Origin of the sequence: Hymenobacter mellowenesis (assembly GCF_030581005.1) — a bacterium.
In the GTDB taxonomy this organism is placed as follows: Bacteria; Bacteroidota; Bacteroidia; order Cytophagales; family Hymenobacteraceae; genus Hymenobacter; species Hymenobacter mellowenesis.
On sequence record NZ_JAUQSX010000007.1, the window covers coordinates 169923 to 196822 of the forward strand.

The 26900-nt window shown below is 55.5% G+C and carries 17 protein-coding genes; 14 read left to right on the top strand and 3 right to left on the bottom strand.

Features of this window, described 5'->3' with window-relative positions; translation table 11 throughout:
* Positions 1 to 205: 205 nt before the first annotated feature.
* From Q5H92_RS14720 to Q5H92_RS14780, 13 genes are all read left to right on the top strand, one after another.
* Positions 206 to 1036 (top strand): hypothetical protein, encoded by an 831-nt coding sequence (locus tag Q5H92_RS14720; RefSeq protein ID WP_305012298.1) that lies wholly within the window; start codon positions 206 to 208, stop codon positions 1034 to 1036.
* A gap of 44 nt (positions 1037 to 1080) precedes the next feature.
* Complete coding sequence (locus tag Q5H92_RS14725) at positions 1081 to 1425, top strand: hypothetical protein (protein ID WP_305012299.1); 345 nt, start codon at positions 1081 to 1083, stop codon at positions 1423 to 1425.
* Between the two features lie 9 nt (positions 1426 to 1434).
* Positions 1435 to 2079: a hypothetical protein gene (locus tag Q5H92_RS14730; RefSeq protein ID WP_305012300.1), complete on the top strand. Its 645-nt coding sequence runs from the start codon at positions 1435 to 1437 to the stop codon at positions 2077 to 2079.
* 78 nt (positions 2080 to 2157) lie between these two features.
* Positions 2158 to 3147: a hypothetical protein gene (locus Q5H92_RS14735; protein ID WP_305012301.1), complete on the top strand. Its 990-nt coding sequence runs from the start codon at positions 2158 to 2160 to the stop codon at positions 3145 to 3147.
* Between the two features lie 322 nt (positions 3148 to 3469).
* Positions 3470 to 4147: a hypothetical protein gene (locus Q5H92_RS14740; protein WP_305012302.1), complete on the top strand. Its 678-nt coding sequence runs from the start codon at positions 3470 to 3472 to the stop codon at positions 4145 to 4147.
* Positions 4148 to 4301: 154 nt separating this feature from the next.
* Entirely contained in the window at positions 4302 to 4502 is a 201-nt protein-coding gene (locus Q5H92_RS14745; RefSeq protein WP_305012303.1) for a hypothetical protein, read from the top strand.
* Between the two features lies 1 nt (position 4503).
* On the top strand, positions 4504 to 4965 hold the full coding sequence (locus Q5H92_RS14750) for a hypothetical protein (protein WP_305012304.1): 462 nt from the start codon (positions 4504 to 4506) through the stop codon (positions 4963 to 4965).
* Positions 4966 to 5211: 246 nt separating this feature from the next.
* Entirely contained in the window at positions 5212 to 5841 is a 630-nt protein-coding gene (locus Q5H92_RS14755) for a hypothetical protein (protein ID WP_305012305.1), read from the top strand.
* Positions 5842 to 5899: 58 nt separating this feature from the next.
* Positions 5900 to 6022, top strand: coding sequence for a hypothetical protein (locus Q5H92_RS14760; RefSeq protein ID WP_305012307.1), 123 nt, complete (start codon positions 5900 to 5902; stop codon positions 6020 to 6022).
* 80 nt (positions 6023 to 6102) lie between these two features.
* On the top strand, positions 6103 to 9207 hold the full coding sequence (locus tag Q5H92_RS14765) for a hypothetical protein (RefSeq protein WP_305012308.1): 3105 nt from the start codon (positions 6103 to 6105) through the stop codon (positions 9205 to 9207).
* Position 9208: 1 nt separating this feature from the next.
* Positions 9209 to 10099, top strand: a complete 891-nt coding sequence (locus tag Q5H92_RS14770) for an IPT/TIG domain-containing protein (protein ID WP_305012309.1) — start codon at positions 9209 to 9211, stop codon at positions 10097 to 10099.
* A 9-nt stretch (positions 10100 to 10108) separates the two neighbouring features.
* A complete protein-coding gene (locus tag Q5H92_RS14775) occupies positions 10109 to 11749 on the top strand; it encodes a hypothetical protein (RefSeq protein ID WP_305012310.1) in 1641 nt (546 codons plus the stop codon).
* 2 nt (positions 11750 to 11751) lie between these two features.
* Positions 11752 to 13485, top strand: coding sequence for a hypothetical protein (locus Q5H92_RS14780; protein ID WP_305012311.1), 1734 nt, complete (start codon positions 11752 to 11754; stop codon positions 13483 to 13485).
* On the opposite strand, the gene Q5H92_RS14785 is transcribed toward Q5H92_RS14780, so the two are convergent.
* The 3 genes from Q5H92_RS14785 to Q5H92_RS14795 form a co-directional block, all read right to left on the bottom strand.
* Positions 13482 to 13850: a hypothetical protein gene (locus tag Q5H92_RS14785; RefSeq protein WP_305012312.1), complete on the bottom strand. Its 369-nt coding sequence runs from the start codon at positions 13848 to 13850 to the stop codon at positions 13482 to 13484. The genes Q5H92_RS14780 and Q5H92_RS14785 overlap by 4 nt on opposite strands.
* Entirely contained in the window at positions 13847 to 14389 is a 543-nt protein-coding gene (locus tag Q5H92_RS14790; protein WP_305012313.1) for a hypothetical protein, read from the bottom strand. Before Q5H92_RS14790 ends, Q5H92_RS14785 begins: the two co-directional genes overlap by 4 nt.
* A 528-nt stretch (positions 14390 to 14917) precedes the next feature.
* Complete coding sequence (locus tag Q5H92_RS14795; RefSeq protein WP_305012314.1) at positions 14918 to 15511, bottom strand: hypothetical protein; 594 nt, start codon at positions 15509 to 15511, stop codon at positions 14918 to 14920.
* A 472-nt stretch (positions 15512 to 15983) separates the two neighbouring features.
* On the opposite strand from Q5H92_RS14795, the gene Q5H92_RS14800 reads away from it, so the two are divergent.
* On the top strand, positions 15984 to 26900 hold the full coding sequence (locus Q5H92_RS14800) for a GPALPP1 family protein (protein ID WP_305012315.1): 10917 nt from the start codon (positions 15984 to 15986) through the stop codon (positions 26898 to 26900).

Consider the following 26900-nt stretch of genomic DNA (forward strand, 5'->3'; position numbering starts at 1 on the left):
CTTACTGCTCAGGTTTAGGCCAGAGCTGTTGTTGGGGAGTAGGTGTGGTTTCTGACTGCACCCACTTTGCCCCGACAGACTTACAGGAAGGGGAGGTATCCAATGAGGGTACTTCCCCCATCCCTGAGCTACTTCCTACCTACAACCCAACCCCAACAATATTATGGCATTTGAATTACCGGGAGGTCTGGTGACCTTCCAACACATGAAATCCTCTACTTCCCCTGTGCAGGTGAAAACCGCTGGGGGTGGTGGCGTGGATGTTAAGATTAAGTCCTTCCCCAACACCCGGCCCAACTTTACCCAAGCGGCCATGAGTGGGAGTAAACGGGGACACTTTGCCACCGGCCTCACCCCAGAGGAAGAACGTGGGCTGGAACCCCTGCTGGGCCTCAAGGAAGGTCAACTGAGTTCCATTGTACCCGACCTCACCAACCCGGAAAAGGTCAAGGAGTGCTACTACCTGGACAACCGGGCCCGTATTACCCTTCCCGTGGGCAAGCCCATCACCCTAGACCTGTCCAACCCCATTGACTTCTTCCAGTACAAGGTAGCTTCCCAAATGGAGAAGGTGGAAGTGGGCATGGCTGCTTACCTGGCCAATCCCCAGGCAGAGTATGTCCTCATCAAGGAAGAGGATGTGGTGAAGGAGAAGTACACCTCCATCTCTTCCAAGAAGAAGGCTTACCAGTTCATTCAGGACTGGACCACCACCAACTACAGTGACTACCTGTTTGCCCAAGGCCAGGACCCCCGTCACCTGTCTCCGGATGCTCTGGAAGGCCAGGTGGGGGAAGCCATTGAGAAGAACCCAGACTATTTCCTCAAACAAGTCCAGGACAAGACCTACAAGGAAAAGGTCCTGATTGGGGAGTGGGTACGACTGGGTGCCATCATTCAACGTGGGAAGTCCTATACCACCGTCGAGGGGCAACCCCTGGCCTCTTCCCTGGAAGAAATGGTGGACTTCCTCTCCGACAAACAGAAGCAGGGGGTGAAGCTGGAGATTATGAAACTGGCCAAAGACCGGAAGTAATGGTGTACAATTCTAACTACCAACACCAGTCTGGGATTCCACAAGTGGACCTTCTCTTAAAAGCCCAGGAAATTGAGTACCAAGTGAAGATGTTGGGAATTCAACTCTCCATTCTTCCTCCTGTAAACCAAGTGAATTATAACACCCGTGGTTGGGTAGAAGAACAGGAAAAACAGGTCCAACAACTGTCTTCCCTCTTGGAAGAGTACAAGGACCTTATCATTCCTGTCCTCAACACTAACCAGCCTCCTATTCCCATGGAAGGGATGCCCTGGAATATTCCCGGTGGCCTACACTCCCCGGAAGCAGTCCCAGCCTCTACCTACGTGGACCGGGAAATGATTCACCAGATGACCTGTCGGGAAGACCTCCTTTCCCAGGAAGACTAACCTCCGACCATGACCCGATTGGAAATGCACCAGGAATTCCAACTCCACTGCGACAAGGTGGATGCGGATTCCCTGCCCAAGATATACCCGGAGGAGATTGACCTCTTCCTCAACGACAGTGTCCTCAACCTGGTGCTCCAGGCAAGGAAGGAGTTGGAGACCACGTCCCAGGTGTCGGAGAACTTCCGGAGCCTGGTGGTGGACGGGGAAATCCAACCCAATCCCCGGGGAATGAGTTGCCTCTACGACCTGTCCAAGGTCCGGCCGGTGGGAATAACCACGGGGCCTTACCTGAATTCCTTGTACTTCCTCATGGGTCACCTGCGGGGCTCTGTCCGGGGAATGGGGGGAACGGTCTCCCTGCGGGAAGTGACCCACAACGAGTGGGAAGCTATCCTCCAGAACCCCCACACCAAGCCCCGGCCCAGTCTGTGCCCCTTCCGCTACACCCAGGAAGGCATCCTGGTGGCCACCCCCACCATCCTCAACCCGGGGGTTCTGCTGGGCACGGTCCTGCTCTACCCGGCCACCATTTCCCCCACCCAGGACTGCGACCTCTCCCCCCAACTCCACCGCCCGGTGGTCCTGGGAGCCGTGGAACTGGCCCAACAGTCCATCCAACGGGGCACCCAACTCACCGGGGGCCAAGCCTAAGCCTTATTCCCGGGAAGGGACTATCCCAACCCGTTTATCCCAATACCTATCCCTTTTTCACCTATTCTCTAGTCCGTTATGGCTACTCCTGTTTCCCGCGCCTATGTTGGCAGCGGTACCAATGCTGGCAGTATTACGTCCCCCACTGCCGGGGACATCTACCTGGTAGACCAGACGGGCACCCGTTTGACCACCGCTGCCGGGGGGGCTGCCGCCACCGGTATCAGGGTCATCAGTGCCGTAAACGCGGGCACTACCCCCGTGGCCATTCCTTCCCAGCTCATCACCCGCTCGGACATTGCCCGGGCCGGGGTGGGGGCCTTCACCGAGCAGGCCTACAACGCCCCCGTGCAGCAAGTGGACACGGTGGACTTCTCCAACTTTGCCGCTGGGGACCAGGTTTCCATCCGGGTGGAGTACAAGGTCAACCGCAAACTCCAACAGGGCCGTGACTCGGTGAGCCTGTTCAACCACACCTTTGCTGCCGGGTCTACCCTCACGGCGGAGATTGACAAGATTGTGGCCAAAATCAACTCCACGGGCATCATTGGCCAGGCCCCGGCCGTGGCAGCCAAGTACATCACCGCTTCCAACGGAGGTGGTACGACCCTGGTCCTCACCGGTAAAACCCCTCCCTCGACGGGCAGTGTGCTGGACACCCCGGACTTCACCTCCTTCCGCACCTTTGTGACGGAGCTGGTTCCCAGTGGTTCCTTTGGACAAGGCCAGGCCTACACCGTGACCAATACCACCAAACCGGACCCCGGCCAGGGAACCGCTGCCCAGGTCCTGTTCGAGGAGCAGTACGAGAGCGGGGCCTATGGTCGTACAGACCCCCGCAGCTTTGACCGTGGTCAGAGTACCCTCATCACCAGTGCCGCCAACACCTACTCCTACATCCGCCTCACTCCCCTCAAACGGATTGCCGGGGACCTGGAAGGATTCAAGGAAGTGGCCCAGCGGGTGTCCCTCATGCTACCCGTGGGTAGTGCCCAGTTGACCGAGGCCCAGACCGTTATCCGTGCCTTTGTGGCCGGTACCGCCACCACTCCTCCGGCTGGAGAATAACTCCCTAGCTTAACACCTTGAAGGGGGTACCGCTGCCTGATGGTGACGGTACCCCTTTTTAGTGCTACCTTTGTATGGTATAATCCTATTTAGGTATGCCACCCACTACTACCACCTTCCAAGCCGGGGATTTGGCCCTCAGGAAGGTTAAGACAGCCAATGGTCCTTGGATTCCGGGCCAACCTTTTGAATTACGGGACAGGACCATGATTGTGGAAATAATCCATCAATCCCACTTTGGCTATTACCTGGTAGAACACCCGGGAGGGGCTGAAGAATTGGTACCCCCGGAAACTCTCATCAAACTCACCCACCCCTACTAATGGCCACACTTCAGGAAATCATCAGCACACTGGAAGGTCTAAGGGCTGGAAGACAGACTGATGAGCAGGTGTTTACCCCAAGTGAGTGGAAGTTCCTGGTAGACATGTGGAGGTCCAAGCTCCTGAGACAGGAAGCCAGTGATGGGAAACGGTTGGTGGGTACTGTCCACTCCCAGACCATTACCATTCCCCTGACCCGGAATCCGTCTACTCTTCCCTTCCCCATGAAGGGGCAAACCATTGGGTATCAGTCCACCAAGAAAGTACCCACCCTTCTACATACCAGGTGGGGCAACAAACCCTCCTTTGTGGGCTCCAATCCCATTCTTCCCAGTGCCCAACACTCCAGTCTGGAAACCATCCGGTACCAGTTGGCAGCCCTGATGACAGGGAATAGTGACAGGTACATCCTCCATGAACAGGACTTCTACTATTACTCTTCCCAAGGTCTGGAATCCATCTCCCTCACCGGAGTCTTTGAGGACCCCTATGAAGTGGAAGTATTCATGGGCCGGGACAATCCCTTTGACCCTTACGGCTTCCAGTACCCACTTTCGACAACTCACCTCGATGGTCTATACCGTGGACTGGCTGACACTGAACTAAGGATACTGAAAGCCTCCATTCCTGACCTAACCAATGATGGACATGAACCAGACCCCAGAACAGGGAAATAAGATGACCCCTGCTGAATTCTACGAGAAGTACTGGACCATACATGGGAAAAAACCCACTCTTCGGGACAGTGACAGATTCCTGTTTAACCTCTTCGAGGAAGCCCAGAAAGCAGGGAAAAAGATTGTACACCTCTAATCTATCCTACCCAACAACATGGAAGAAACCACCATTACCTTATATACCAGTCACAAACCGGACACCACCATTACCTACACCACTTCCCTCACCATTGGAAAGGATGGGATAGGCTTCCTGGAGGATGAGTATTGGAACCAATCTGTCACCCTCAGTAAGGAAGAGTTGGAAAAGCTCTACCAAGGTCTTCACCAGTACTTTAATTCCACAGGGAAGTAAGATGCGAGTAAACATCGGAGAACACAACCTGGACAAGTCCTACGTCTTCTACCTCACCGAGACCCGGAAGAGTGGAGAGCTGGTGGTGAAGGACCCCTTGACCTGTAAGGAATACAAGGCCATCTGTCACCACTACCTCAAGCTCATGGCCCAGGCCCTGCTGGACGGGAAGGTGGTCAACCTGGGGGCTTACCTCGGGGAATTGCAGGTGAGCAAGAAACCCATCAACCTGGATAACCTGCCCTTTGACTACGGGGAATTCCATAGGACAGGGCTCAAGATTAAGCTCCTGAATGAACACACGGATGGGTTCCGGATGAGGTTCCTGTGGAGGAAGAAGAAGTGCCTGGTGAAGGGGAAAAGGCCTTACTGCTTCCAACCTTCCCGGGGACTGAGTAGAGCCCTGGCCCAAACCCTGAAGGCTACCCCCAATTCCCATACCCAGTATTCCCAAGTCCATTGAGCCTTCCCATTCACCTCACGGAAGCTGACCTCATCTGGGCCTGGCTCCAGACCAAACCCTTCACCCTTCCCCAAATTCCTACCAAGTGAAATTGGTCAAACTTCGGGACATCCCTAAATGGGACTCCACCCATCACCCTCACTATATAGTAGGGTGTGACCCTGTGGGAAATTACCTCACTGATTCTAAAGGAAAGGTCATCATCTCCAAGTGGAATGAGGATAAACAGCAATACATTCCCCTCACATGATAAACGGCCACATTAGTCTGGACCAAGCCTTCTCAAAAATCCAGCGAGATTTGGACCTGGAGACAGTCCCCTACCACGACCTGGTGGAGTGGACCCGGTTTGCCCTTCAGGAAATTGGGGGAAGTGTGGAGAGTGGGCAGTACACCCAGCAGTCGCTGACCCTTCCCGTGATTGACCATTATGTGGCCCTTCCCGGGGACTTCTTCTGCATGGATGAGTCCAGGTTCATGTCCCCCTACAAGGTGTCCTTAGGGAGCCTAATTGTGGCCAAGAAGGACGGGGAAGTAACCATCCATTACCTGGCCTTCCCGGTGGATGAAGAGGGCAACCTCCTATTCCCGGATGATACTGCCTACCAGGATGCCCTGCTGTGGTACTTCATGTCCAAACTGGCCCTCCAAGGGAAGCTCACCAACCGGGAATTCACCTTCGAGTATTGCAACCAGAAGTGGAGCCAGAAGAAGTGGGAAGCCCGGGGGAATGCCAACATGCCCAACATTCACACGGTACAGGGACAGACCACTGACCGGCTCAACCTGAGGTATGACACCAACCCCCTGGCCCATGGATTCCGGAACCAGGGGAAGGTCTATAACCGCACTTCCCGGGGTACTACCCGCCGCTAACATGGAAGTCCATAAGAAACTCCTCACCAGAGGGAAGGTCCTCTACACCCTAGGGGACATGGAAGTACAGTGGGACCCCAAGCGGGAACACCTCACCATCCAGACAGCCCTCGACCCCCAATCCATCTTCCTACTTCCCGAGGAGGTGGAAGGTCTCAGGGAAGTACTCAAAGACCTGTAACCAATGATGGGTAACCGCAACATAAACCCCTGTTTTGGACCATTATGTTAGGTCTACACAACATTACCAACCACCACTAAGTGTACCAAGCAGACTTCACCAAAGGGTGGCACTCCGACTTTGACCCCATTGACCAACCTTCCCAGACATACCGGAGGTTGGTTAACGGCATTCGGGGGTTGGGGGGTACCATTGAGTCCGAACCCGGACAGGAACTCCTCTCCCCCCTTGGAGACCTCAAACTCCTAGGACACTACACCCTGGGTCCGGACATTGTCCTCTTCCTCTCGGATGGGACCACCCACCAGGTCACGGTGTTGGATAGCCAGGACCAGTTCCAGAACATACTCAATCACCCGGACCTCAACTTCTCCCTGGCCCACCGGATTAGTGTGGAGGGGAAGCTCAACTTCAAGGGGGAACGGGTAGTGTACTTTGCCGATGGGTACAACCCCCTTCGCTACCTGAACCTGGATTCCCCGCCCACGGTGGACGTAGCCAACAACCTCAAGCTGATGACCTCGGCCTCTCTCCCCATTCCCCAGTGGTTAGAACAGGTGGAAGGCGGGGGTAGTGTGCCCACGGGGGTGTACCAGGTGGTGGCCCGCCAGCTCACCCGTTCTACCAACCCCACGGGTTTTGGCCTCACCTCGGAAGTGCTCAGTGTGGTGGACGAGAACCGGGCGGTGGGTAGGGACCAGTACGACGGGGGCCTACCCCAAACCCCCACCACCAAGGCCCTGCAAGTCCGGTTCACCAACCTGGACCCCGACTACCCCTTTCTGGAGCCTGTTATCATCACCTACCAGGGCACCGGGAATCAGTTCACGGCCTACACCCTGCCCGTGGTCCAGTTGAATGGAAGGACGGAGTACACCCTGACTTACCGGGGGGAATCCCAGCACCAGAAAGAGGTCCTATTGGAAGAGTTGGTGAGTCAACCCACCCGCTACACCTCGGCCCTGACCCTGAGCCAGAAGGATGGGATTCTGGTGGCTTCCAATCTCCAGGCCCAGGGAAGACCCGACTTCTCCTTCCAGACCTTTGCCAATGCGGTGACCCTGACCTACACCATCACCGAGGTTGTGGTGGGGGACAACTTCCTCGACTACAAGGGGGAGCTTCCCTCGGCCACCCTGCGGGGGTATCGGCGGGGGGAAACCTACGCCTTTGGTCTCAGTCCCCTTTACCAGGACTATCAGGACACCACGGCCTACCACATCCCCGCTTCCCATTATGTAGGCACGGGAACCCAGGAATTGGATGAGGTGGGCTACGTGGACCGGGCCAACACCACCACCAAAGCCCTGGGTACTTACCAGTCCACCGATGACTACCCTACCGGGTTTGACTACCCCACGGGGAAGGTTCGGTACCACGTCATGCCCACCGTGGAACAGGAACCCCTGCTGGTGACCCGGGGTGGGGTGACCTACCTGCGGATTCTGGGGGTGGTGGCCGACTTTACCAGTGCCCATGCCCTGCTTCCCGCCGATGGGATTCCGGGCCTGACGGGGTTCAACCTGGTCAGGATGAGCCGGACCCCGGAAAACAGCCGGGTGCTGACCCAGGGAATTGCCCAGCAGCACCTGGACAGGAACACGGACACCGGGCTATCGGGATGGGCAGGCCACGCCCCGGGGCAGAACCAGAACCCCACCTACCGGGCCAACCTGCTGGGGTTTTTCTCCCCGGAAACCGTCATCCTGGGCCAGGTACCCACCACTGCCCAGTACATCAAAGGGGTGGCCCAGTTGGCAGGGGACCAGGTAAACGTGGCCCAGAAACGGGACAATGCCTCCACTGGCCTCTATTTTCACCTCTTGTTGGACTACAAGGCCCAGACCGTCTTCCCCTCGGGGGGTCCCTACTCCGGCACCCTGGTGGCTTCCCTCACCGACCGGGTACCGGCAGGCATTGACCACGAAGCCGGGGTGAGCACCTACGACCTCAAGGACGGGAGCCTGACCCTGACCACCACCGAAACCCCGGGCTATGTCCTGCTCAAGACCACCCAGAATCTGTCCTTTAACACCCGACTGTACGGGGACGGGAAGGCAGAGACCTACTACAAGGTGGAAGCCAATGCCACGGACGGGGTATATGCCAACGGGAACAACGTAGACGGGGCCTCCTACCTGCAAGTGGTGGGGGACACCCAGCGGTTCCTTTACAACCTGACCACGGCCAATCCCGCCCAGTACGGACGGGTGGAAGACGGAACCTACCACCGGGTGGGCACCTGGTCCCTCTCCCCCACGGCCCTGACCCAATCCTTCTGGGGCGGGGACACCTTCCTCGGGAAGTTTGCCGTGGTGGTCAACCAGCCCTACCTCCAGGTCCTGGCCGATGCCCGCTCCCTCCAGTACTTCTGGTGCGAGTCCTCGGTCAACGTCAACTACCGCCACTACCTGCGCAGGGTGGGGGAACCCGGGGACGCCGATTACCAAGCGGGCACCCTGCCCTGCTACCCCAAGTACCCCAAGCTCTGGGAAGAGGACACCAGCAAACCCCTGGGCCTGCTCAACTACTCCCCGTCCTTGGGCCACCCCACGGGCTACAACCGGCAGTACTCCTTCGAGGACCAGCTCCTCTCGTACTTCCCCACGGGGCTCACGGAAGAGGAAGTGACCCAATTCCCCAACCGGAGCATCTACTCCCAGCAGAGCGTGGAAGGGGAACAGGTGGATGCCTACCGCCAATTCCTGCCCAACGATTACCAGGACGTACCCAAGTCCCACGGGCCCATCACCCAGACCTTTGTACTGGGGGGAACCTTTGGCTGGCACACCTCCCGGGGCCTGTGGAAGGGGTTCTTCAACGAACAGGTGTCCCAGGCCGCTTCCAACGGGGAAGTGTACCTGGGCACGGGCGGGGTGTTCTCCCGACCCCCGGTGTTGGTGGTGGACGGGGAAGGGGGCTATGCCGGGTGCCAGGGGCAGTGGGGCCTGACCACACCCTACGGCCACTTCTTCCCCGACACCCAGCACCGGAAGGTGTGGAAGCTCACCCCCGGGTGGGAATTACAGGACCTGACCAAGCAGGGCATCCGGCAGTGGGCCGACACCCACCTGACCCCGGTACCGGACCAGCCCGGCCTGGACTCGGGTTACACCCTGGGCTGGGACTACCACCGGGACCGGCTCCTGCTCACCAAACTCACCACCCCCGCCCAAACCCCCTAGTATGCCCACCCCCGTCATCACCTCCATCTTCCCTCCCTACGGCCCCGTCCTGACCCCGGTCACCCTCACCGGCACGGACCTGGACCAGTGCGTGGGGGCGGATGCCGGGGGGTTTGGGGTCATCTTCACCCTGGTCAACCCCACCACCATCACCCTGACCATTCCGGCCAACTACGTGAGCGGGGGGATTGTCCTCTACGCTTCCTCTGGGCCCCAACCCGCCTTTCCCTTTACCCTGGCCGATGTGGCTCCCCTGCCCGAACAGGTGGGCTTCACCCTCTCTTGGCAGCAGGACTTCCAGAGCTGGACCGGGGAACACACCCATACCCCCACCGCCTACCTGGGAAGAGGGAAGGACCTGTACCGGGTGCAGGAGGACTACCTTCAGAAACAGTCCCGGACCTCTTACCAGCAACCCGACCAGGAACTCACCCTGGAAGTGGTGGCCAACGCCCAACCCTTGCAGGAAAAGGCCTTTGACACCCTCATCCTCGACCAGCAGGCCCAGTCCCCCACCGTGGGCCTCACCAAACTTCCCTACATCGGGTTCAACCGGGTCAGTGCCCGGACGGACTTTCAGGCCACGGGAGACCTGGACGTGGTGTACCCGGCCTCCTACGCCGACAAGTGGGCCGTGTACGGGGACAACACCCGGGTAGTGGCCGACTACAAAAAGGCCCAGCACCACTTGGAATTGCCGGGCAGTGCCACCGTGGACTTGGAACAAGCTCTGGACCTTCCCGCCAACCTGGACCAGGCCCGGACCTTCAAGCCCCGCCTGAACGGGAAGTACTGCTGGGTGACCCTTACCTGGGACCTGGACACTTCCCCCTCGGACCTCAAGCTGGTCCTCAACACCCTCCGGCTCACCCACCGGGCCATCCCCCGCTAACTACACTCCATGAAGAATACCCGTAAACTTCCCCTCCAAAAAGCCGCCAAGGGCCTGCACCAGGTCAGTGTCCCACCCCCCGGGAACAGTGGGGATGTGCTCAACAGTGCCCTGCAAGGGGGATTGGCCGGTTCCCAGTTTGGACCCATTGGGGGATTCCTCGGGGGCCTGGGTGGGCTGGGCATGGGCCTGCTCCAGTCTTCCCAACAGGATGCCGCCAACCAACAGGCCCTGAAACGGAACCAGTTTGTGAAGGCCAATGAGCTGGTGGACGGGTATGACCCCACCAGTGTCCAACGGGGACAGTATGCCCAGGGGACCGAAGAAGTGGGAAACCACAAGCCCATTGAGGTGGAGAAGGATGAGCTGGTTTTCCGGAAGGTCGGGGACAAGTTCCGGTTGAAGGCCGACTTCCAGAAAGGCAAATCTCACTCCCAGGGGGGTGAGGAGTACCTGGCCGCCGAGGGTGATGTAATTTTTCCAGGGAAACAGAGAGGTAAGGTCCTGGCTGCTTACCAGGAAGGGAACCATGCCAAGCTGGAGGGAATGCGGGTGAAGCTGCCCCGAGACACCAACCCCGAGGGGAAGGCGGCTATGGGGGTGGACGGGACCGACCCTAACAGTGGGATGTACACCGACCCTTACAACAAACGGGGAAAGTACGGACAGTATGGACAGGCCCTGGACCAGGGGAATTACCTGAGTCCCTTTGACCCGGCTAATCCTTACCAAGGGAATGGAGTACTGGCCTACCAACCCCAGGGGCAACCCAAGCCCACCTACTACGCCGAACCCAAGGGTCTCACCCCCATCACCCCTCGGAATTCCCTGGACGGGGGAGTGGGGAACGGTTTCCAGATTCCCTCTTCCCTGGCCCCCTTGTCGGGTGTTGGGGTAACCAGTCCTTCCACTTCCCCAGCGTCCAACACAGGTCCTGAAACAGCCCTTGGTGGAGAAGGTATGGGGTTGGGGAATGCCCTCAAGTACGCCTCCGTGGCCAGCAACCTGATTCAGGGGTTCAGTACCCCGGAGAAGGTGCCGGAATCCTACCTTGACCCGGTGTTGAACCAGTACAGTGACCGGTCCGCCCCTCAACGCCGGCAGTCCACCATGGTGAGGAATGCCCAGGTAGTCAATGCCCGAAATGCCAGTGGGGGGTCTGTATCCAACCTCAGGTCCAACCAACAGATTGCGGAGGCCGAGAACTATGGCCGGAGACAAGAGATTGACAACCGGGAACAGGGAAGGGCCGATGACATCCGGGCTTCCAACGTAGGTATTGTCAACCAGACCAACTCCATCAATTCCCAGAAGAGGGACCAGTACAACCAGTTGAATGGACAGGCCCGGGCCAATGCTCAGGCTTACAAGGATGCCGCCTTTGGGCAGTTGTCTTCGCTGGGGAATGCGATGGAACAGGAGGGATACCTTCGTTCACGGGATGCTAAACTGGATGCCCGGGACCAGACTTACCTGAAGTACCTGAACCAGACCACTCACTACACCACCGATGGGAAGGGTACCGTGGACTGGAATCCCAATGGGGTAGGCTACCAGTCCACTAAGACCCAGGACACCCAATCCACTACCGTGGACAGCAAGGGGAATACCCGGACCACCACCAAACGTAAACTCAAGAGAAGTCTCTAACCATGGCCATTAATGCCTACACCAAGGGCCCCGTGGCTCCCGGCTTTACCAACAACTACCAGTCCCAGTACATTCCCCTCCCCTTTGAGGGCATTCAACAGGCCCTACAAGCTAGGCAAGGGGAATACAACTACTGGAAAGATGGACAACAGACCCTGCACGAAGGGTTGATGGGAATCCAGGCAGCCACCCAGGCTGATGCCGAGTACCTGAAAAGGGCCCAGAAGGACTACAACACCCAATTGGAACAGTATTCCCAAGGGGACCTCACTCGTCCAGAAGTCCAGCGGGGATTGCAGAACCTGGCCACCACTATTGCAGGGGACAAGACCCTACAGGGAATCCAGGCTACTCATGCCCGGGTGGGGGACCTACAGGCCCAGTACAAGGCCCTGGAAAAGGAAGGGAAAGGGTACACTCCCCAGGCTCAGCTTATGGCTTCCCAGTTGGCTGCTTATGACCATGCCGGGGGTGCTGCCAGTGGGGCTTCTTTCCAGGGGGAAGACTTCCAACCCGCACTTGACCATACTACTAAGGCTCAGGCTTATTACAAGGCCCTCAACCCAAATGAGGTGGAATCCATCCGGGGAATAGCAACTTCTGATGGGGATATGGCATACAAGATTGGACAGGCGGGAATTAATGCTGGACAGGTATATGGGGCCTATGGAGCTGCCTTGGGGGACTGGTTATCTTCCCCCGAGGGAAAACAGGTAGCCCAACAGGCCCTAGCTCAGGGAGCTTCCCCTCAAAAGGCTGCCCAGTATGCGGCCCAATTCCTCCTGGGTCAAGGGAACAACATGGTCTACTCCAAGACTTCCACCAATGCTGATGTGGCCCTACGAGAGTTACAAGGCCAACGCCGTTCAGACCGGAAAGAGAAGGTGAAGGAAGACAAGGAGGCAGCCACTTCCAACTTCCTCCTACCCGATGCTAAAACCTCAAACACACTCAAGGTGGAGTTTGACGAACAGGGGAATATCAAGGGAGATGGTACTTTTAACCTTGGAAAGGCTGCCTTCTGGTTATCTGGAGGGGATGCCTCTCATGCGTGGGGTGAGGTTTGGAACAGCAATCTTTCCTCTGAACAGAAGACCAAACTAGAACCTATCATTAAAGGTACAGCACGGGCCAACCAAGCCATTGAGGAAGAGAACAAGGCTCGGGTAAAGAAAGGGCAGGACCCTTTACCTCTGCTTACCCCTCAACAGTTTACGGAGAACTACACAGGTCTGACCAAGAATTCCAATGCTTCCATCCAACGCTGGGAAAGTGGGAAGCAGGTGGATGATGCCACCAAAGCCTTTGTGGATAATGATGGAGTAGGTTTGTTCTCTGGGGCAGATGTCCGGCTTACAGGACCGGATGGTGACTCCAAGACCATGAGTGGTTTGGATGCCTACAAAGAGATAACAGGCCAATCCATCACTCCTGATTCATTCAAGGAAATGGGAGGAATTCGTGTGTCAGGGCCTGCCCAGGTAACAGAGGAGGGCTGGGAACAACCTGTCACAATAGCTAACCGTCAGGCACTTATCCAACTTAAACCTGGTAAAGAGTTGGCACAGCCCACCATCTCCAATTGGAAGCAGAGTTTGGAGTATAACATCAAGCTGGCTCAGAAAAAGGGCCACCATGAATTTGATGCTTATAATCCAGAGAAAGGGAAAGTGGTTAAAGTCCGTGCTTGGACAAACCCACTAACCAAAACTGTCCAGTATGAGTACGGGAACTAATCCTTCCCCATGAGGAAGGTACAATCTTCCAAGACCAAGCTGAGGTCTTTCTCAGGAATAGTAAGAGTGAAAGTATTTGGAGAACGGTTCAATACAGCCACTCCTCCCCCATTTAGATTCAGTACCAGCTTCTTGTCAATATTCTTGGTGGAAGTGACATAGTACTTCTTTCCCTCGTACTCAATATAAGCAAACCTCTCATCCCTCATTTCTCTTATTCCCAAGGGATGTGGAAGAAGCTGAAGTCTACCAAACTCCTTGTAGGTACCCTTTCTGACCTTGGTACTTGCAGCAGTAAGGATTTCATGGTCTTGACCCTTCCCAACCAAGGGAAGTAGGAACAGGAAGAGTAGGAAGGATTTCATTGAGAGAGTTGATTGGAGTCAACGAAAGTGTACATGCTTGCCACATCTGATGGACTTGTCTGTTTCTGAACAGTTGCCTTGCTTGGTATATTTCTCCATACCCCAGGACTTAACAGGGAATAATCTTCATCTAAGATAGTTTGAATAGCTCGGTCCATTTTACCCATTGCCATAATGGATACAGATGCCAACTTATTGTGGTAAAAAAAGAGGATAATCCTTTGTTTATATTCCCCTTCCCCTTTATCAATCCAGTAAATCATCTCTTCGACCCCAGGCTTTGTAGGGTTAGAGGTAAGTGGGCTTTCTAATTCCCAACCTACCTTTTTCCCCCATGCCTTCATAGTCTTAGGGGAAGCACCCCAGTTAAAAGGGTTGGAAACGGAATTACTAAACCTGGCTATTCGATGTTTGTACCCTGACAACTCCCTCTTTTCCTCAGTTGTTAGGGACTCAGGGCTCTCTAATCTTTTGGAACTACTGGAGTTACAACCTATTGCTAGGAAGAGTACACAGAGAGAGAGGAGGACTGATTTCATGGGTCGAAGATAGGAACATTCCCTATATTGGTCCTATGTCTCGACACCATCACAGCTTTTGGTTGGACCTACTTGAAAAACTATGGTTTTTTGTCCTCCTCATTGGGGGGTTCCTGATAGCCGTGATTATCAACTTTTACCGGGAAAACAAGAAGGAAATCCATGAATTCATCTCAGTCCTCTTACTGGTGGGGTTTGTTATTGTCTTTATCTGCATACTATTAGGAAACTGGAAGTAGGCAGCTCTAAGTGGGCCACCAATATACCCATATTCCTTATTTCCAAGGGGTCCAAGGTCCATCCCCTACCCTAGTCCGGGTTTTTGGTGAACACTCCAACCCCATGGTCTTGCTGTTAAATTCCGGGGAATTGTAATTAGGCAATACCTTGACAATGGCCTTGATTTCCCCATTAGGAAGAGTAACTAGGTCTGGACCCTGAAAGGCAACCCATCCCCGTTGGACCCGTTTTGGGCCCTGAAGTAGTGAAGTATCCATATTGATGATTCGTTAGCCCTACATTACCTCACTAGAGGGTGATGGGAGTAGGGAGTAATTGATTGGGGAATACCTTCTTGAGCTTCCCTTCCCGCCACTGGTAGGACTTGGACATGCCCAGCTCTTGGTAGAGGAAGTAGGTACCCGAGGGGAAATACCCCAGGTCCAGCTCATGGGAAGTTGTGGTGAGCAGACCAGCTACAACCAGCTTCTTAATCCAGTATTGGCCACTTCCCTTCCACTGTTTCCCGAACAGGCGGGCCACTCCCTCGGAAGAAAGGGTGATGAAGGGATTGGGAATGGTGGTCAGGGTGAACAGTGCCTTCACTTGGTCCAGAAAACGCTGGGTATTCTGTTTGTCTTCCCGGGCCAGGTCAAATCCTCTAAGGACTTTTCGACGGGCTTGCGGGGTCAGATGTGAGGGGAGGATGCCTTTGAGGGTTCGGCTCAGGTACTGTTCCTTGAGGTGTTGGTGGTAGCGGTATTTCTGGGTGTGGAGGTTTTCTTCAATAGCCCAAGTCCTGAATTGGAGCTTGAGCTGGGAGAGCTGGGCAGTGGGAAACTGGTAGTAGGCTTTGGTGGATACCCCGTAGTGCAAGGCCACCTTCTGGGAAGACCCCAGCACCAAATCCCGGGGATTGTTTTTGTAGACAAACCCCCTCTTAATCAGGTAAGCTACGGCCTTCCGTAGTCCGTTCTCCCCGATTCCCAGGTAGGTGGCCAACGCCTTTACCTTTCGGGAATATCCGTGGATGTACCCACCTACCCATAAGGACTTCAACCCCCAGAAAACAGCAAAGGCTGTCATCTGCTGATTGGAGTGAACCAGCTTGGATGACAGCCCTTTGGGGATGGAGATGTAGGTGGTGGTAGGTACCAAAACTAAAAAGCCCCCAGACCCAACGCAGGAGGAGCTACGTCGAATCCAAGGGCTTGGCCCGGAACTCCCGGGTTATGTCTAACTGGTCTTCCTCACCAGTGCTGAAAGCTGACTCAAAGGTAAGGACAAAATATCACTTTACCAAGTTCAATCACCGTTATTATCACCCATTGGGCCGTATCTTTGTACTCACTCAAAGGTCCGGCCTATTTTGTCTATGAATTCTCCCAACAAGCCAGATGAATTTCTGTCCTTCCTCAATTCCCAGTCTGCTACCAACGTGGGTCAGGGGGATAAATTCCAGCATGATGCTTACAACCAAGTAGGGAATCCCATCTCCGGGTATGCCCCCGAGGTGGTGACTGCCAACATGGACGTGGATGACGCCATTGCCAAACGACAAACCACTTTGGATAAGGCAGCCAATGGGATTATCAAGATGGGGGGCTTGGCCGGAACCACGGGTGTAGGGGTATTCACTTCCCTTCCCCTGGGTCTTCTGGGTACCCTGGGAAAAGCCACGTACCGAGCCCTGGACCCCAATACGGAGTTCACTTCCCAGGACCTGTCCTACATCTACGACAACGAGATTTCCAGGACCCTAGACAGCTTTAATCGCACCTTAGAGGCCCGCTTCCCAAATTATGAAACCCAGGAAGAGAAGGAGGCCAGTGCTCTGAGTCCTACCAATATCTTCTCGGCCAACATGGTCTTTGGGAAGATTGTGAAGAATGCTGGGTATACCATTGGAAGTATCCGGTCAGGGAGGGCCTTTGCTCCCCTGTTCCAATCACTGGGAAAAGCTGCCTTTGGTGGTGGAGCTGGAGTAGAGGCTATTGCCTTAGCGGAACAGGGGGTGGGTCAGGGGGCCAAGTTGGCTGCTGCCCTTCCCCAGGCCCTTAAGTCCATCAAACTCACCAATGCTGCTGCCCAGTTGGGAGCCACCACCCTGGCTGCTATGAGTGAGGCCACCGCTGAAGGGTTGGGGGCCAAGCAGGAATCCCTCAAATCCCTTACCGAACAGTTTGTCCAGGAGAAGGGCCGTAATCCCCTCCCCTTTGAGCAGGACCGGTTACAGGAACAGGCCAGTGCCGTGGGGAACGTGACCACCGCCTGGAACATGCCCCTGCTCATGCTCAGTGATACCTTCCAGTTTGGGAAGTACCTGGGAGGTGGCTGGAAGAACTCCACCAAACTGGGAGTGAAGGCTCCTACCAAGTGGGGTGTACTGGCGGGGGAAGCCCTGTCCTATGGGAAGAATGCCCTGATGGAAGCCGGTGAGGAGGGTTCTCAGACCTTCATCACTTCCGCTGCTAAGTCCTACTACCAAAGGAAGAATGACCCAAATGCTACCCTTGACGTGGATTCCCTTGGGGAAGCTGCATTGGATGGTCTCACTGAAGTCTTTGGAACCAAGGATGGTCTGGAATCCATGCTCTTGGGGGCTGTTACCGGTACCGCTTCCCATGGGGTAATGTCCCTGGTGAACAAGTACCAGGGAAATCCGGGAGCCTTTGCCCAGGCCCAGGCCAACTTTGAGGCTTCCCAACAAGCTGCTGCCCAATTCCAGCAGTACGGGGAAACCAGTGGTCTGTTCAAACTCCGTGAGGGTGCTATCCGGCATGCCTCCATCCAGGGGGATATGGACCAGGCCCTCCAAGCCGGTGATGTCTATGCCTACCAAAACCTCAGAGCTGACCATCTCAAGAACATGGTGCAGACCCACTCCAATGTGGGCCGGTTTTCCCTGTTGATGGACAAGTTGGAGGACCTCAAATCCCTTCCTGAGGAAGAGTTTCAGGAAGCCTTCAACCTGGACCCAGATGTGGCCGGACAGAAGACCGTGGCCCAGTATGTGGATTCCCTGAAGGCTGAGGCCCGTACCCTCAAGAAGACTTTGGAGAATGTACAGGAACGGTTTCCGGGGGCTTCCGATGCCCAACAGTCTGCCTTATATGATGTCCTCACCAACATCTCCAACAGGTCTAAACGGGAACAGGAAATCAACACCAAGGTCTTCCAGGCCACAGGAGTTGAGTACATAGCCTGGTCAGGTCTCAACCCCGGGGTACCAGTGGAAGAGTATGGGAAACAGGTGTTAGAGTCCCTGACTGAGAATCCGGGTAGTTTGGAAGTGACAGCCCAAGAAATTCTGGACTTTGTAAGACTGAAGCAAGAGCGGGAACAGTTGGTGGCCACCTACCAGTCCCTGATTTCCGGTGGCCTAAAGGACGTGGTCGAACCCACTCCCCAACCCAAGGTGGAACCCAAGCCCCAGGTCCACACTACTCCGGTCCAACCCCAAACAGACCCCATCACCGGTATCCCCCAGGTCCAGGAGGAAGAACCCCCGATGGAAGAGGCTGGGGACCCAGGTGAAGAAATTCCTGCTGTACAGACTCCACAACCTTCCCAACAACCACAGACCCCGGAAGTAGTTCAGCCTTCCTCTCAGGCCACAAAACAGGCCCCTGTTGCCAACTCCAAAGCCCAGGAGATGGCCCAACTCCTCCATTCCAAAGGGGTAAGCCCGGAGGAAGTAGAAAAGGGGACCGAGAGTGATGGAGTGGTGAATGCTTTGGGAAGGAAGGGAAGTGTACTGGACAGGGACCCTGCTCTCCGGGCCCAGGTACAGGAAGCCCTCCAAGCCCTGTCTTCCTCAGTAATCCAAGACCCTACTCCGGAAGCCATTCCGACTCTTAACCCTGTGGAAGAGAGTGAGGTTACTCCTACTCCTATTCCCCAAACTCCGGAACCCACTAGGGACCTGAAGGCTGACCCCAGCTACTACACCAAGTCGGTGATGTACATGGGCCACCAGCTCAAGGAAGGGTATGAGTACCCGGCCAGTGAAGAGAAGTTCCGGGTATTGCACCAGGAAACCCTTCCCAAGCTCCGGAGTGGAGAGTATTCCCTCAAGGGTGCCCATTACTATGTGAAGGCCGAGGAAGGGGCTACCAAGGCATCTACCCACTACAACCTCTACACCACCCTCAACGGGCAAGAAACCTTCCTGGGATTCCTTCAGCAGGACATCAAGAACTCCCAGGGAAGTCCAGAGCAGAAGGCTGCCAATGAACAGGCCATCCAACTCCTGGCCCAGGTTAAACACAAGGCCCGTCAACAGTATGGGGTAGCTACTCCCCTGGATGTACAGGTATCAGCTTCCCTGGATTCCCTCTCCCCCGGGGAAGTTGGGGAAAAGCTGTCCTCGGACCTCATCCCCGCCGCCACCACCTACGGGGGTAAGCACACCATCCTTCGCCAAAAGCGGGGGAAGGAACAGTCCACCGAGGGTACGTACTTCAACCGGGAAATCACCTACCTCTCCGGGGGCAAGGAAGTGGGTCAGAAGTACCTCACTCCCCAGTTCATCCAAGACTTTGGGCAAGATGCCCCCACCGATGGATTCCTGTTGGTAGTCCCCACCCTTGACGGGAAGGGGAAGAAGCTGGTGGGGTTGACCACGGCTCCTGCCTCTCCCCAGACCTTTGCCAAACTGGGTACTAAGTTTACCAAGGGAGAAGTCCCAGCCTTCCTGGCTGCTAACCAGTCCACTTCCCTGGGAAATATCCACACCCAACTGCGGTGGAATTCCAAGGGGTTGGTGGTGCAGGTCAACCGGAATGAGGAGAACGAGGACCTGGGAGTCCTATTTGTGGACACTTCCAAACCCATTACTTCCCAGGCCGAATTCCTCAAGGCCCTGACTCCCAATGAGAAGTTGGCGGAGAACCTTGGAAAGTTGAAGGTGAAGGACCTCTTCAGTGAGAACCCTGTCCGGGAAGAACCCGGGGAATTTCCCACTCCTTCTTCCTTCACCCTTTCCACCACCCCTCAGGTATGGGGACCCATTTACTTCAATGTGACGGGCATCCAGACTTCGGTGGTAACTCCGGTGAGTGAAGAACCTGCTTCCCGGTTTGTGGATACCAGTAAGTACTTCACTGGAAGTATAGAAGACGGGAAGGGAAAGTTTAGACTCACCTCCCCGGAAACAGGAACAGCCTTCAAGGAAGCAGTTCAAACCCATATTACTTCCCTGCTTCCTGGGGCTGTGATTGGTGGGGGAATCAACATACAGGGTGGTGAAATGTCCCTGAATGTGGACTATAAGGGGGTAAGGTACCCACTGGAAGACATCACCATTGCCTCGGGTAGTGGAGGAACTATCAAGGGTCGGGAAATTTCCCTGGTTCAGTACACCAACCAAATTAAGGAGGATGCTGCCACCCGGGAACAAACCTCTAACCCTACTCCCAACACTTCCCCAAGTACTGAAACTCCCCAGGAAAAGGCCCAGCGTAGGGCAAGGGAGGCTGCTGAACGACAGAAGGCCCGGGAACAGGCCGGGGAAATAGCCCTCAAACGACAGAAGGCCCGGGAACAGGCCGGGGAAATAGCCCTCAAGATACGGGCCCAGGGGAAGGTAAAACAGTCCACCCTGACTACTACGGACTTCCAAAGGGCTAGGAAGAACCTGGCCAAACTCCTGCCCTCCTCCTATTCCCTCTCCCACATTGACCAGCTCCTGAATGGGGTATATGCCGATGGGGGAACCTGGGGTGCCTATAAGAATAAGGTAGTGTACCTGTTTTCCAAGGCTCCTAAGGGGACGGAATTCCATGAGGCCTTCCATGCTGTGTACCGGGACCTGTTACCCAAGGACCTCAAGACCAAGGTGGATAAACAGATGGCTTCCCTGATGGGAGAGTCCCTGTCCATGGCGGGGATTGAAGGTTTCCGACAGGCTTACGGTAGCAGGTATGACTCCTATTCCAACCGGGAAATTGCTGACCTGATGGTGGAGGAGGCCCTGGCTGACCACTTCCAGGACTACATGAATTCTCGGTCTGGGGTGAAGGGAGTTTTCCGCAAGGCCTTTGACCTCATCCGGGACTTCTTCCGCCTGCTCACCGGCAGGAAGGGTCAGGAAATTGACACCCTGTTTGCGGCCATTGAAAGTGGGAAGTACCGAAGTGCCCAACCTTCCCTCAATAAGGGTGGGGAGGCCCCCGTGTGGTCCCTTCCCACCACCCTAGCCAGTGGTGCCAAGTCCAAGGAATTGGTGGGTAAACTCTTCCACCAGTACATTGACCGGTACCAGGCTTACACAGGGTCTCCCAGTGAGCGGTTTGCCCAGATGGTGGAAGCCTTGAGGATTGAGGAATCCATCCTGGACACCCAGGGACTAGCCGATAACCCCGAGTGGTTGCAGGCCAACCGGAAGGAAGTGGAAGTGGATGAGAACACCGGGGAAGACTATCTGGTGGACCTGGGCCTGATGGAGGAAGCCATTCCCTACCTCTGGAAGGAAGTCCAGGCCAACCTGAAGGCCCTCAACCTCAAGCCCACGGAACAGGCCCTGGAACTCCCCTTGGATTCCCTGGATAAACAGGACCGGGTGGATGACCTGGAAGACGAGGAAGGGCAGGACATCAACGATACCAAGGAAAGGTCCTTTGATGCCAACTCCTTCACCCTGACCGGGATTGGTTCCCTCTCCCAACAGCTCAAGTCCTTCCTCTCCCTGCTGGCCACCCCCATCCCCGGGTCCAACTTCAAGCTCCCGGCCAATGTGTTTGGGACCTTCTCCCTCCTCCAGCGGAACCTGAAGGGTTTGGATACCTTCGAGGAAATGAAGGCTAGGCTGGAATCCTTGGCCCAGTCTGACCCCACCGGAGTCCTAACTGACCTAGTAACCCGGTTGGATGCCAAGCTCCAGGCCAAGGAAGTGGACCAGTACTTCATCAACAAGTTCACCCGGACCTTTAAGACGGAAGTCCTCAATTCCCTGTTTACCGAACTGGACCAGGACAAGGGTACGGCCCGGGTGTATTCTGCCAACCGGAACAAGGAGGAGGACATGCTGGTGAACCGGTGGGAGAAACAGTACAACTCCCTGCTTTCCAAAGGGGCCAATCTCAAGGGACTGGCTGCTGCTGTGAAGGGATTCCTGGACCAAGTGGAAGCCAAACACCAGGAAGGTACCCCCTTCACACTACAGGAAGCTCAGGACGGGGCTTTTAACCTGGCCAGTGTAGGGCTGGACTTCTCTCCGGGATTCCTTCATGAGGTCTTCCAGGGTACCAGTCCCCTTGACATTCCTACCCTTTCCAGGGAACTCTCCCAGGTCCTGTCCTTCATGGCCCAGGGGAAGAATCCCTTTGGAGAGGCCAAGTCCCGTCTGACTTCCCTGGCCAAACAGGATGTTCTCTTCCGGGCTGACATCTACCAGGCTTCCTACCAGAATGCCAAAGGGGAGACTGTGTATGGACACACTGCCCCCAGCTTTGAGTATGTGCGGGCCCGCAAACTCCAGGATGGAACCCATGACCTGGACTTCAACTCTCCCTACTATTCCCGGAATTACCTGGTCCAGCACCACACCCAGGGGAATCAAGTGAAGGGGGAGAAGATGGGCCTGTTGCAGGTAGCCGGAGGTCTACGGGAACGGAGTCAGGAGGAAGGGGTGACTCCCAAACAGATTGACCCCCGGACCCAGATACTCAATGACCTGGCCCTTTATTCCCAGCAGGGAGCCTTCCGGTGGGCGGTCCATGAGGCCAAGGCCACCACTACCCTGGTGGTATTGGGTGCCATAGACGGGGTTCCCAACATGGACACCTTTGTAGACCAGGACGGGATTACCCCCCAGGGGAAAGCGGCCCTGTTGGATATGGTTCACCAGGACCAGCTCAAGCAGGGGAAGGTAATGAAGGAACTCTACGGGCAACCCCACCAAGGGAAACTTCCTTCTACCGAGTTGGTGGGTGGGTATCACTTCCTGGAAAAGGCCCCCAAGTCAGCTCCCAAAGACCTTCCTCTTCTTCCCGGTGGTTTCACTAACGGGCAACCCAATACTATTCCCAAGGCCCTGGCCACCCAGTACATCGAGGCTGGGTACCGGAATCTGCTGCCTACAGGCTTCCAGTACTCCCAATTCCCAGACCTTAACTCGTCTAAGGATGTACCCACTGAGAAAGAATTAGACACCTTCTTAGACGTGTTCCTGGACAAGGCTACCCAGGAATTCAATGACCTACTTCAGTCCAAGGACCTGGGTCAGCCTCAACACATGAAGTTATTGGCCGGGGAAGCCTGGGTGAAGGACCATTCCCAATTCCCGGTGGAGGATGCCCGGGTGTGGAAGCAGAACTTCCTACTCCAGGACCTGGTGGTGTCCAATGCCATGAGCCAACTGGTGGCCGGGGAGGAAGCCTTCTACCTCAACCACACCAACAAGACTAAGCGGATGGCGGGGGCCATTGCCAGTGGACAGGACTTGGGGGAAGGGTCCTTTGTGGCCGCTGTACTGGCTGATGAAGAATCCACCATTACTCCCACCACCTTTGGGGAAGGCACCCAGGAGAAGTTTGTAGGGGAGAAGGTGAATGCCACCGATGCCCAGTCCTATGTCTCTCCTGCCCGGTTCCAGTTCATCAAGAAACAGTTGGGGTACTCTTCCCCCCAGACCGATGCCCTGATTACCAAACTCATCCAAGGCCAGAAACTCACCCAGAAGGAGTCTGACAAGGTCATGGAAGAGTTAACGGCCAACCCCATCAAGGGGGTGTACTTTGATGGGCAGACCTACATCAAGACTTCCTACTTCCCCCTGTTTAAGGAGTTGACCTCCACCCACGAAGACGGTAAGTGGGTACCCATTCCAGGCAGGGAAAAGCTTCATCACCTGCGGGAAGTACTGGAAGGGGAACAGGATGGGGCACGGGATACTTCCCTCCCGGTCCTGGATGAACTTCACCGAGTATCAGCCTCCAAACTTCAACGGAAAGGGGTTAACTTCCCTACTTCCAACGGAAACTTTGACCGGGGAACCCTGGCCACCCAAACCCTGGAAAACAGGTACTGGAGGTTGCAGGTGGAGAACCCCAGTGGGAAGACCAAGATTACCCAGGGGACCCAGCTCATGCAGTTGTTGGACTCCGAGATGCCGGATGACCACGATGTTATCTACCAAGGGAAGACTGCCAAGGTAGGGGAAGTACGGAAGGCTTACCAGGGGGCAATGGCCAAGAACAAGGTCAAGGCTTTCACCAAGGCTTCCAAGGTCCTGGATGCGGTAGTGAATGGGGACAGTGTGTACCTGGAAATGGTCCAGGACCTGATGAAGGAGAGTGGGGCTACCCAAAACCAGGTGGACTTCTTCACCCAGGCAGCCGGACAGCCCAAGTACTCCCTGGACCTTCCCTTCCTGGAACAACAGGTGGAGAAAGCCTTCCTCTCCTTCTTCAACAAACAGGTCTTCCAACAGAAGGTCCCCGGCATGAAGCTCACCCTGGTTTCCTCTAGTGGATTCCAGGTGGTAGATGAGGTGACCGGACAACCCCGGGACCTGAAAATCCACCGGTTGGAAAATGGGAAGGTCCAGTTGGCCGAGGTTATCCTAAGTGAGGAACTACTGAGGAAGAAGGGAATGACCTTGGAAGAGTACCAGACCCTTTCCCTTGAGGACCAAGCCAAGCTCACCACCATGCTGGGTTTCCGGATTCCCACCCAGTCCCACCATTCCATGATGCCCTTCAAGGTAGTGGACTGGATTCCTGCCTACTATGGAAGTAGTGTGGTAGCTCCCAAGGAGATTACCTGGCTATCGGGGGCTGACTATGACGTGGATTCCCTGTTTGTCAACCGGAAGGAGTTCCGAGTACTCAGGGGGGACAATGGGGAGTTTCTGGGGATGTCCATTCCCGGGGAAGAAACCAGTATGAAGGACCAGTACGAGAACTGGAAGGACTACACCCAGACCCAGGACACCTACTACAAATTCCTCACCCACAAGAAGGGAATGTCCCCAGAGGAAGCCTTCACCCAGATGGGCCTTCCCCTGTCCCTGGAAGTCTTCCAAGCCCTTCCCAAGGAGGACCGGGTGACAGGTCATGCTCTCTCCAACCAACGGTTTGACGGGGAGTTGGCCTTCATTACCAACCCTTCCAATGTGGAGTCCCTCTTCACCCCGGCCAGCATTGATTCCCTCAAATTCCTGAAGGGGTTTGCCAACGGGGTGTACGGGGTCAGTGAGGACAACACCATGCCCTACCATTCCTATGCCACCCGGTCTTTGCAGTGGGAAGCCACCACTACCGGGAAAGCTAACGTGGGGGGAGCTGCCAATGCCGGGAAAACCCATGCCTGGTTGGCCAAGAATGAGGTCTCCCTGTCCACTCCCCTGACCTTCTCGGGAGTGGAGTCCACAGGCTTCCAACACCTGGACCAAGGGGATGTGAACCTGACCCGGGAAGGTGGGAAGTGGACTATAGGGGAAACCCTGAGCCCTTCCCGGATTGCTGACCAGCTCTCCACCATGACTTCGGGGATGACGGATGATGCCAAAGAGCGGTTATCCTTTGCCCTCAACCTGACCCCTAGTACTCTTCCCGTGTTTGAGTATGCCATCAGCCTGGGATTGGGGATTAACCGGGTTCTAGGCCTGTTTGCCACCCAGCCCATCCTCAAGGAACTGGCCTACCGCCAACAGCAGGCCGATGCCCAGGTGAAGGATAAGGGGGTATCCTCCTTTGAGCTGACCAAGAAGTTGTTGGCCCAGATGGAAGCTAGGGTACAACCGGTGTACGGAGGTGGGGTAATGGATTCCCACCTGTTGGAAACCCTTCAGGATGCCCAGGGAAACCTCTCCAAGGCCCAGAACCTGACCCGGAATGGGGTAGCAGAGGAAGAAGACCTTCCCTTCCTAAGGGGTCAGGCTGCTATTCTCATGCTTTATTCCCAGTTAGAGGAACAGGCTAAGTACTTTGGGTATGTCAACAAACTCCTGAATTCCAACAAAGGTCTTCCTGTGAGTGTGCAGGAAGCCAAGGACTACTTTGTTACCCCGGAATTAGCCCTGAGGTCAGAGAAGTCCCCCTTCTCCGTGTCAGAGGCCCTCAATCGGGAATCCAATATCCAGACTAACCTCAACCTTATCCTTCCTTCCCAAGGGGGTAAGAGTGTGTTGGACCAGACCCAGAAGAGGTTTCTGGTAGACTCCCCTCTGTTCAACTCTCTCAAGGAAACATTCCAGGGGTTGGGGGGCAGGAACACCCAACTCCAGGACTTCCAGATGGGTTTCCTTACCCACCTGACCATGTTGGTAGAGAACCAACAGGTGCTCAACACCACCGGGAAGTCCCTGAGTGAGTACCAGTACCTATTGACTTCCCCTGAGAGGAACATCACCCAAACCCTGGCCTTCCTCATGGCCCAGGAAGGGTTACAGGACAACCTGTTTCTCAACCAACTCATTCCCAAGTCCCCGGACAAGGATGGGAAAGGGTCCAATCCTTTCTACCGGCTGGAATACAACACCCGGGCTAAGAATGAGGCTGACTTTGTGGACCAGTTAAGTGCTGAGTGGTTGGACCTGTACTCCCACCCCAACCCCAAAGTGGTGGAAGCTGCCAAGGAGTTGAGGGTATACCTCTCCATCAAGGATTCCCTCCAGTTCAAGAACCAGTCCTTTGTCTCCCTGGCTAAACCCAACCTGTTCCACAACCTCTCCAATGGGTTCTCGGAAGGTGGGAAGAAGATAGTAGGGTTGAAGGAAGTCTCTGACCTCATCAAACAGGGAAAGGTGGACCAGGCTGCTGCCAAGTTGGGGGTAACCTTGGACCAACTCACTCAGGACTTCTGGACCAAGTGGTACTCCATTCCCGAGAACACCAAGGGGTTGGAGAGCTGGTTTGGGAAGAACAAGAAGTACTCGGAGACCTTTGGGAAGTATGCCCCACTCCCCGGAAGTAAGGATGTGGTGGTTGTGAAGGCTGGGGATGAGGTCACTCAATCCTTCCCGGTGGCCTTCTCTGAGGGTGGACAGACCGTGGAAGATGGGGATGGGTCCTATACCACCCCTAAGGTGGCCTATGTTCTCTCCAAAGTGGATGGGAAGACAGCCTTCTACACAAAGGTAGCCCAGGACCCCACTGGCAAGTACCAGGCTCCCTGGGCCAAGGGAATAGTCCAACCCCTTATTTTTCCCCAGGAAGTGGAAACCCCACAGGAGGAAGTGAGGGAAGAAAGTGGTGCCCCTGACCTACAAAAGGCTAACCTCTTGACTTCCTTCTTCCTACAAACCAGTTTACTTAATCAGGCCCAAGAGTCTGACCTTACCTGCTAA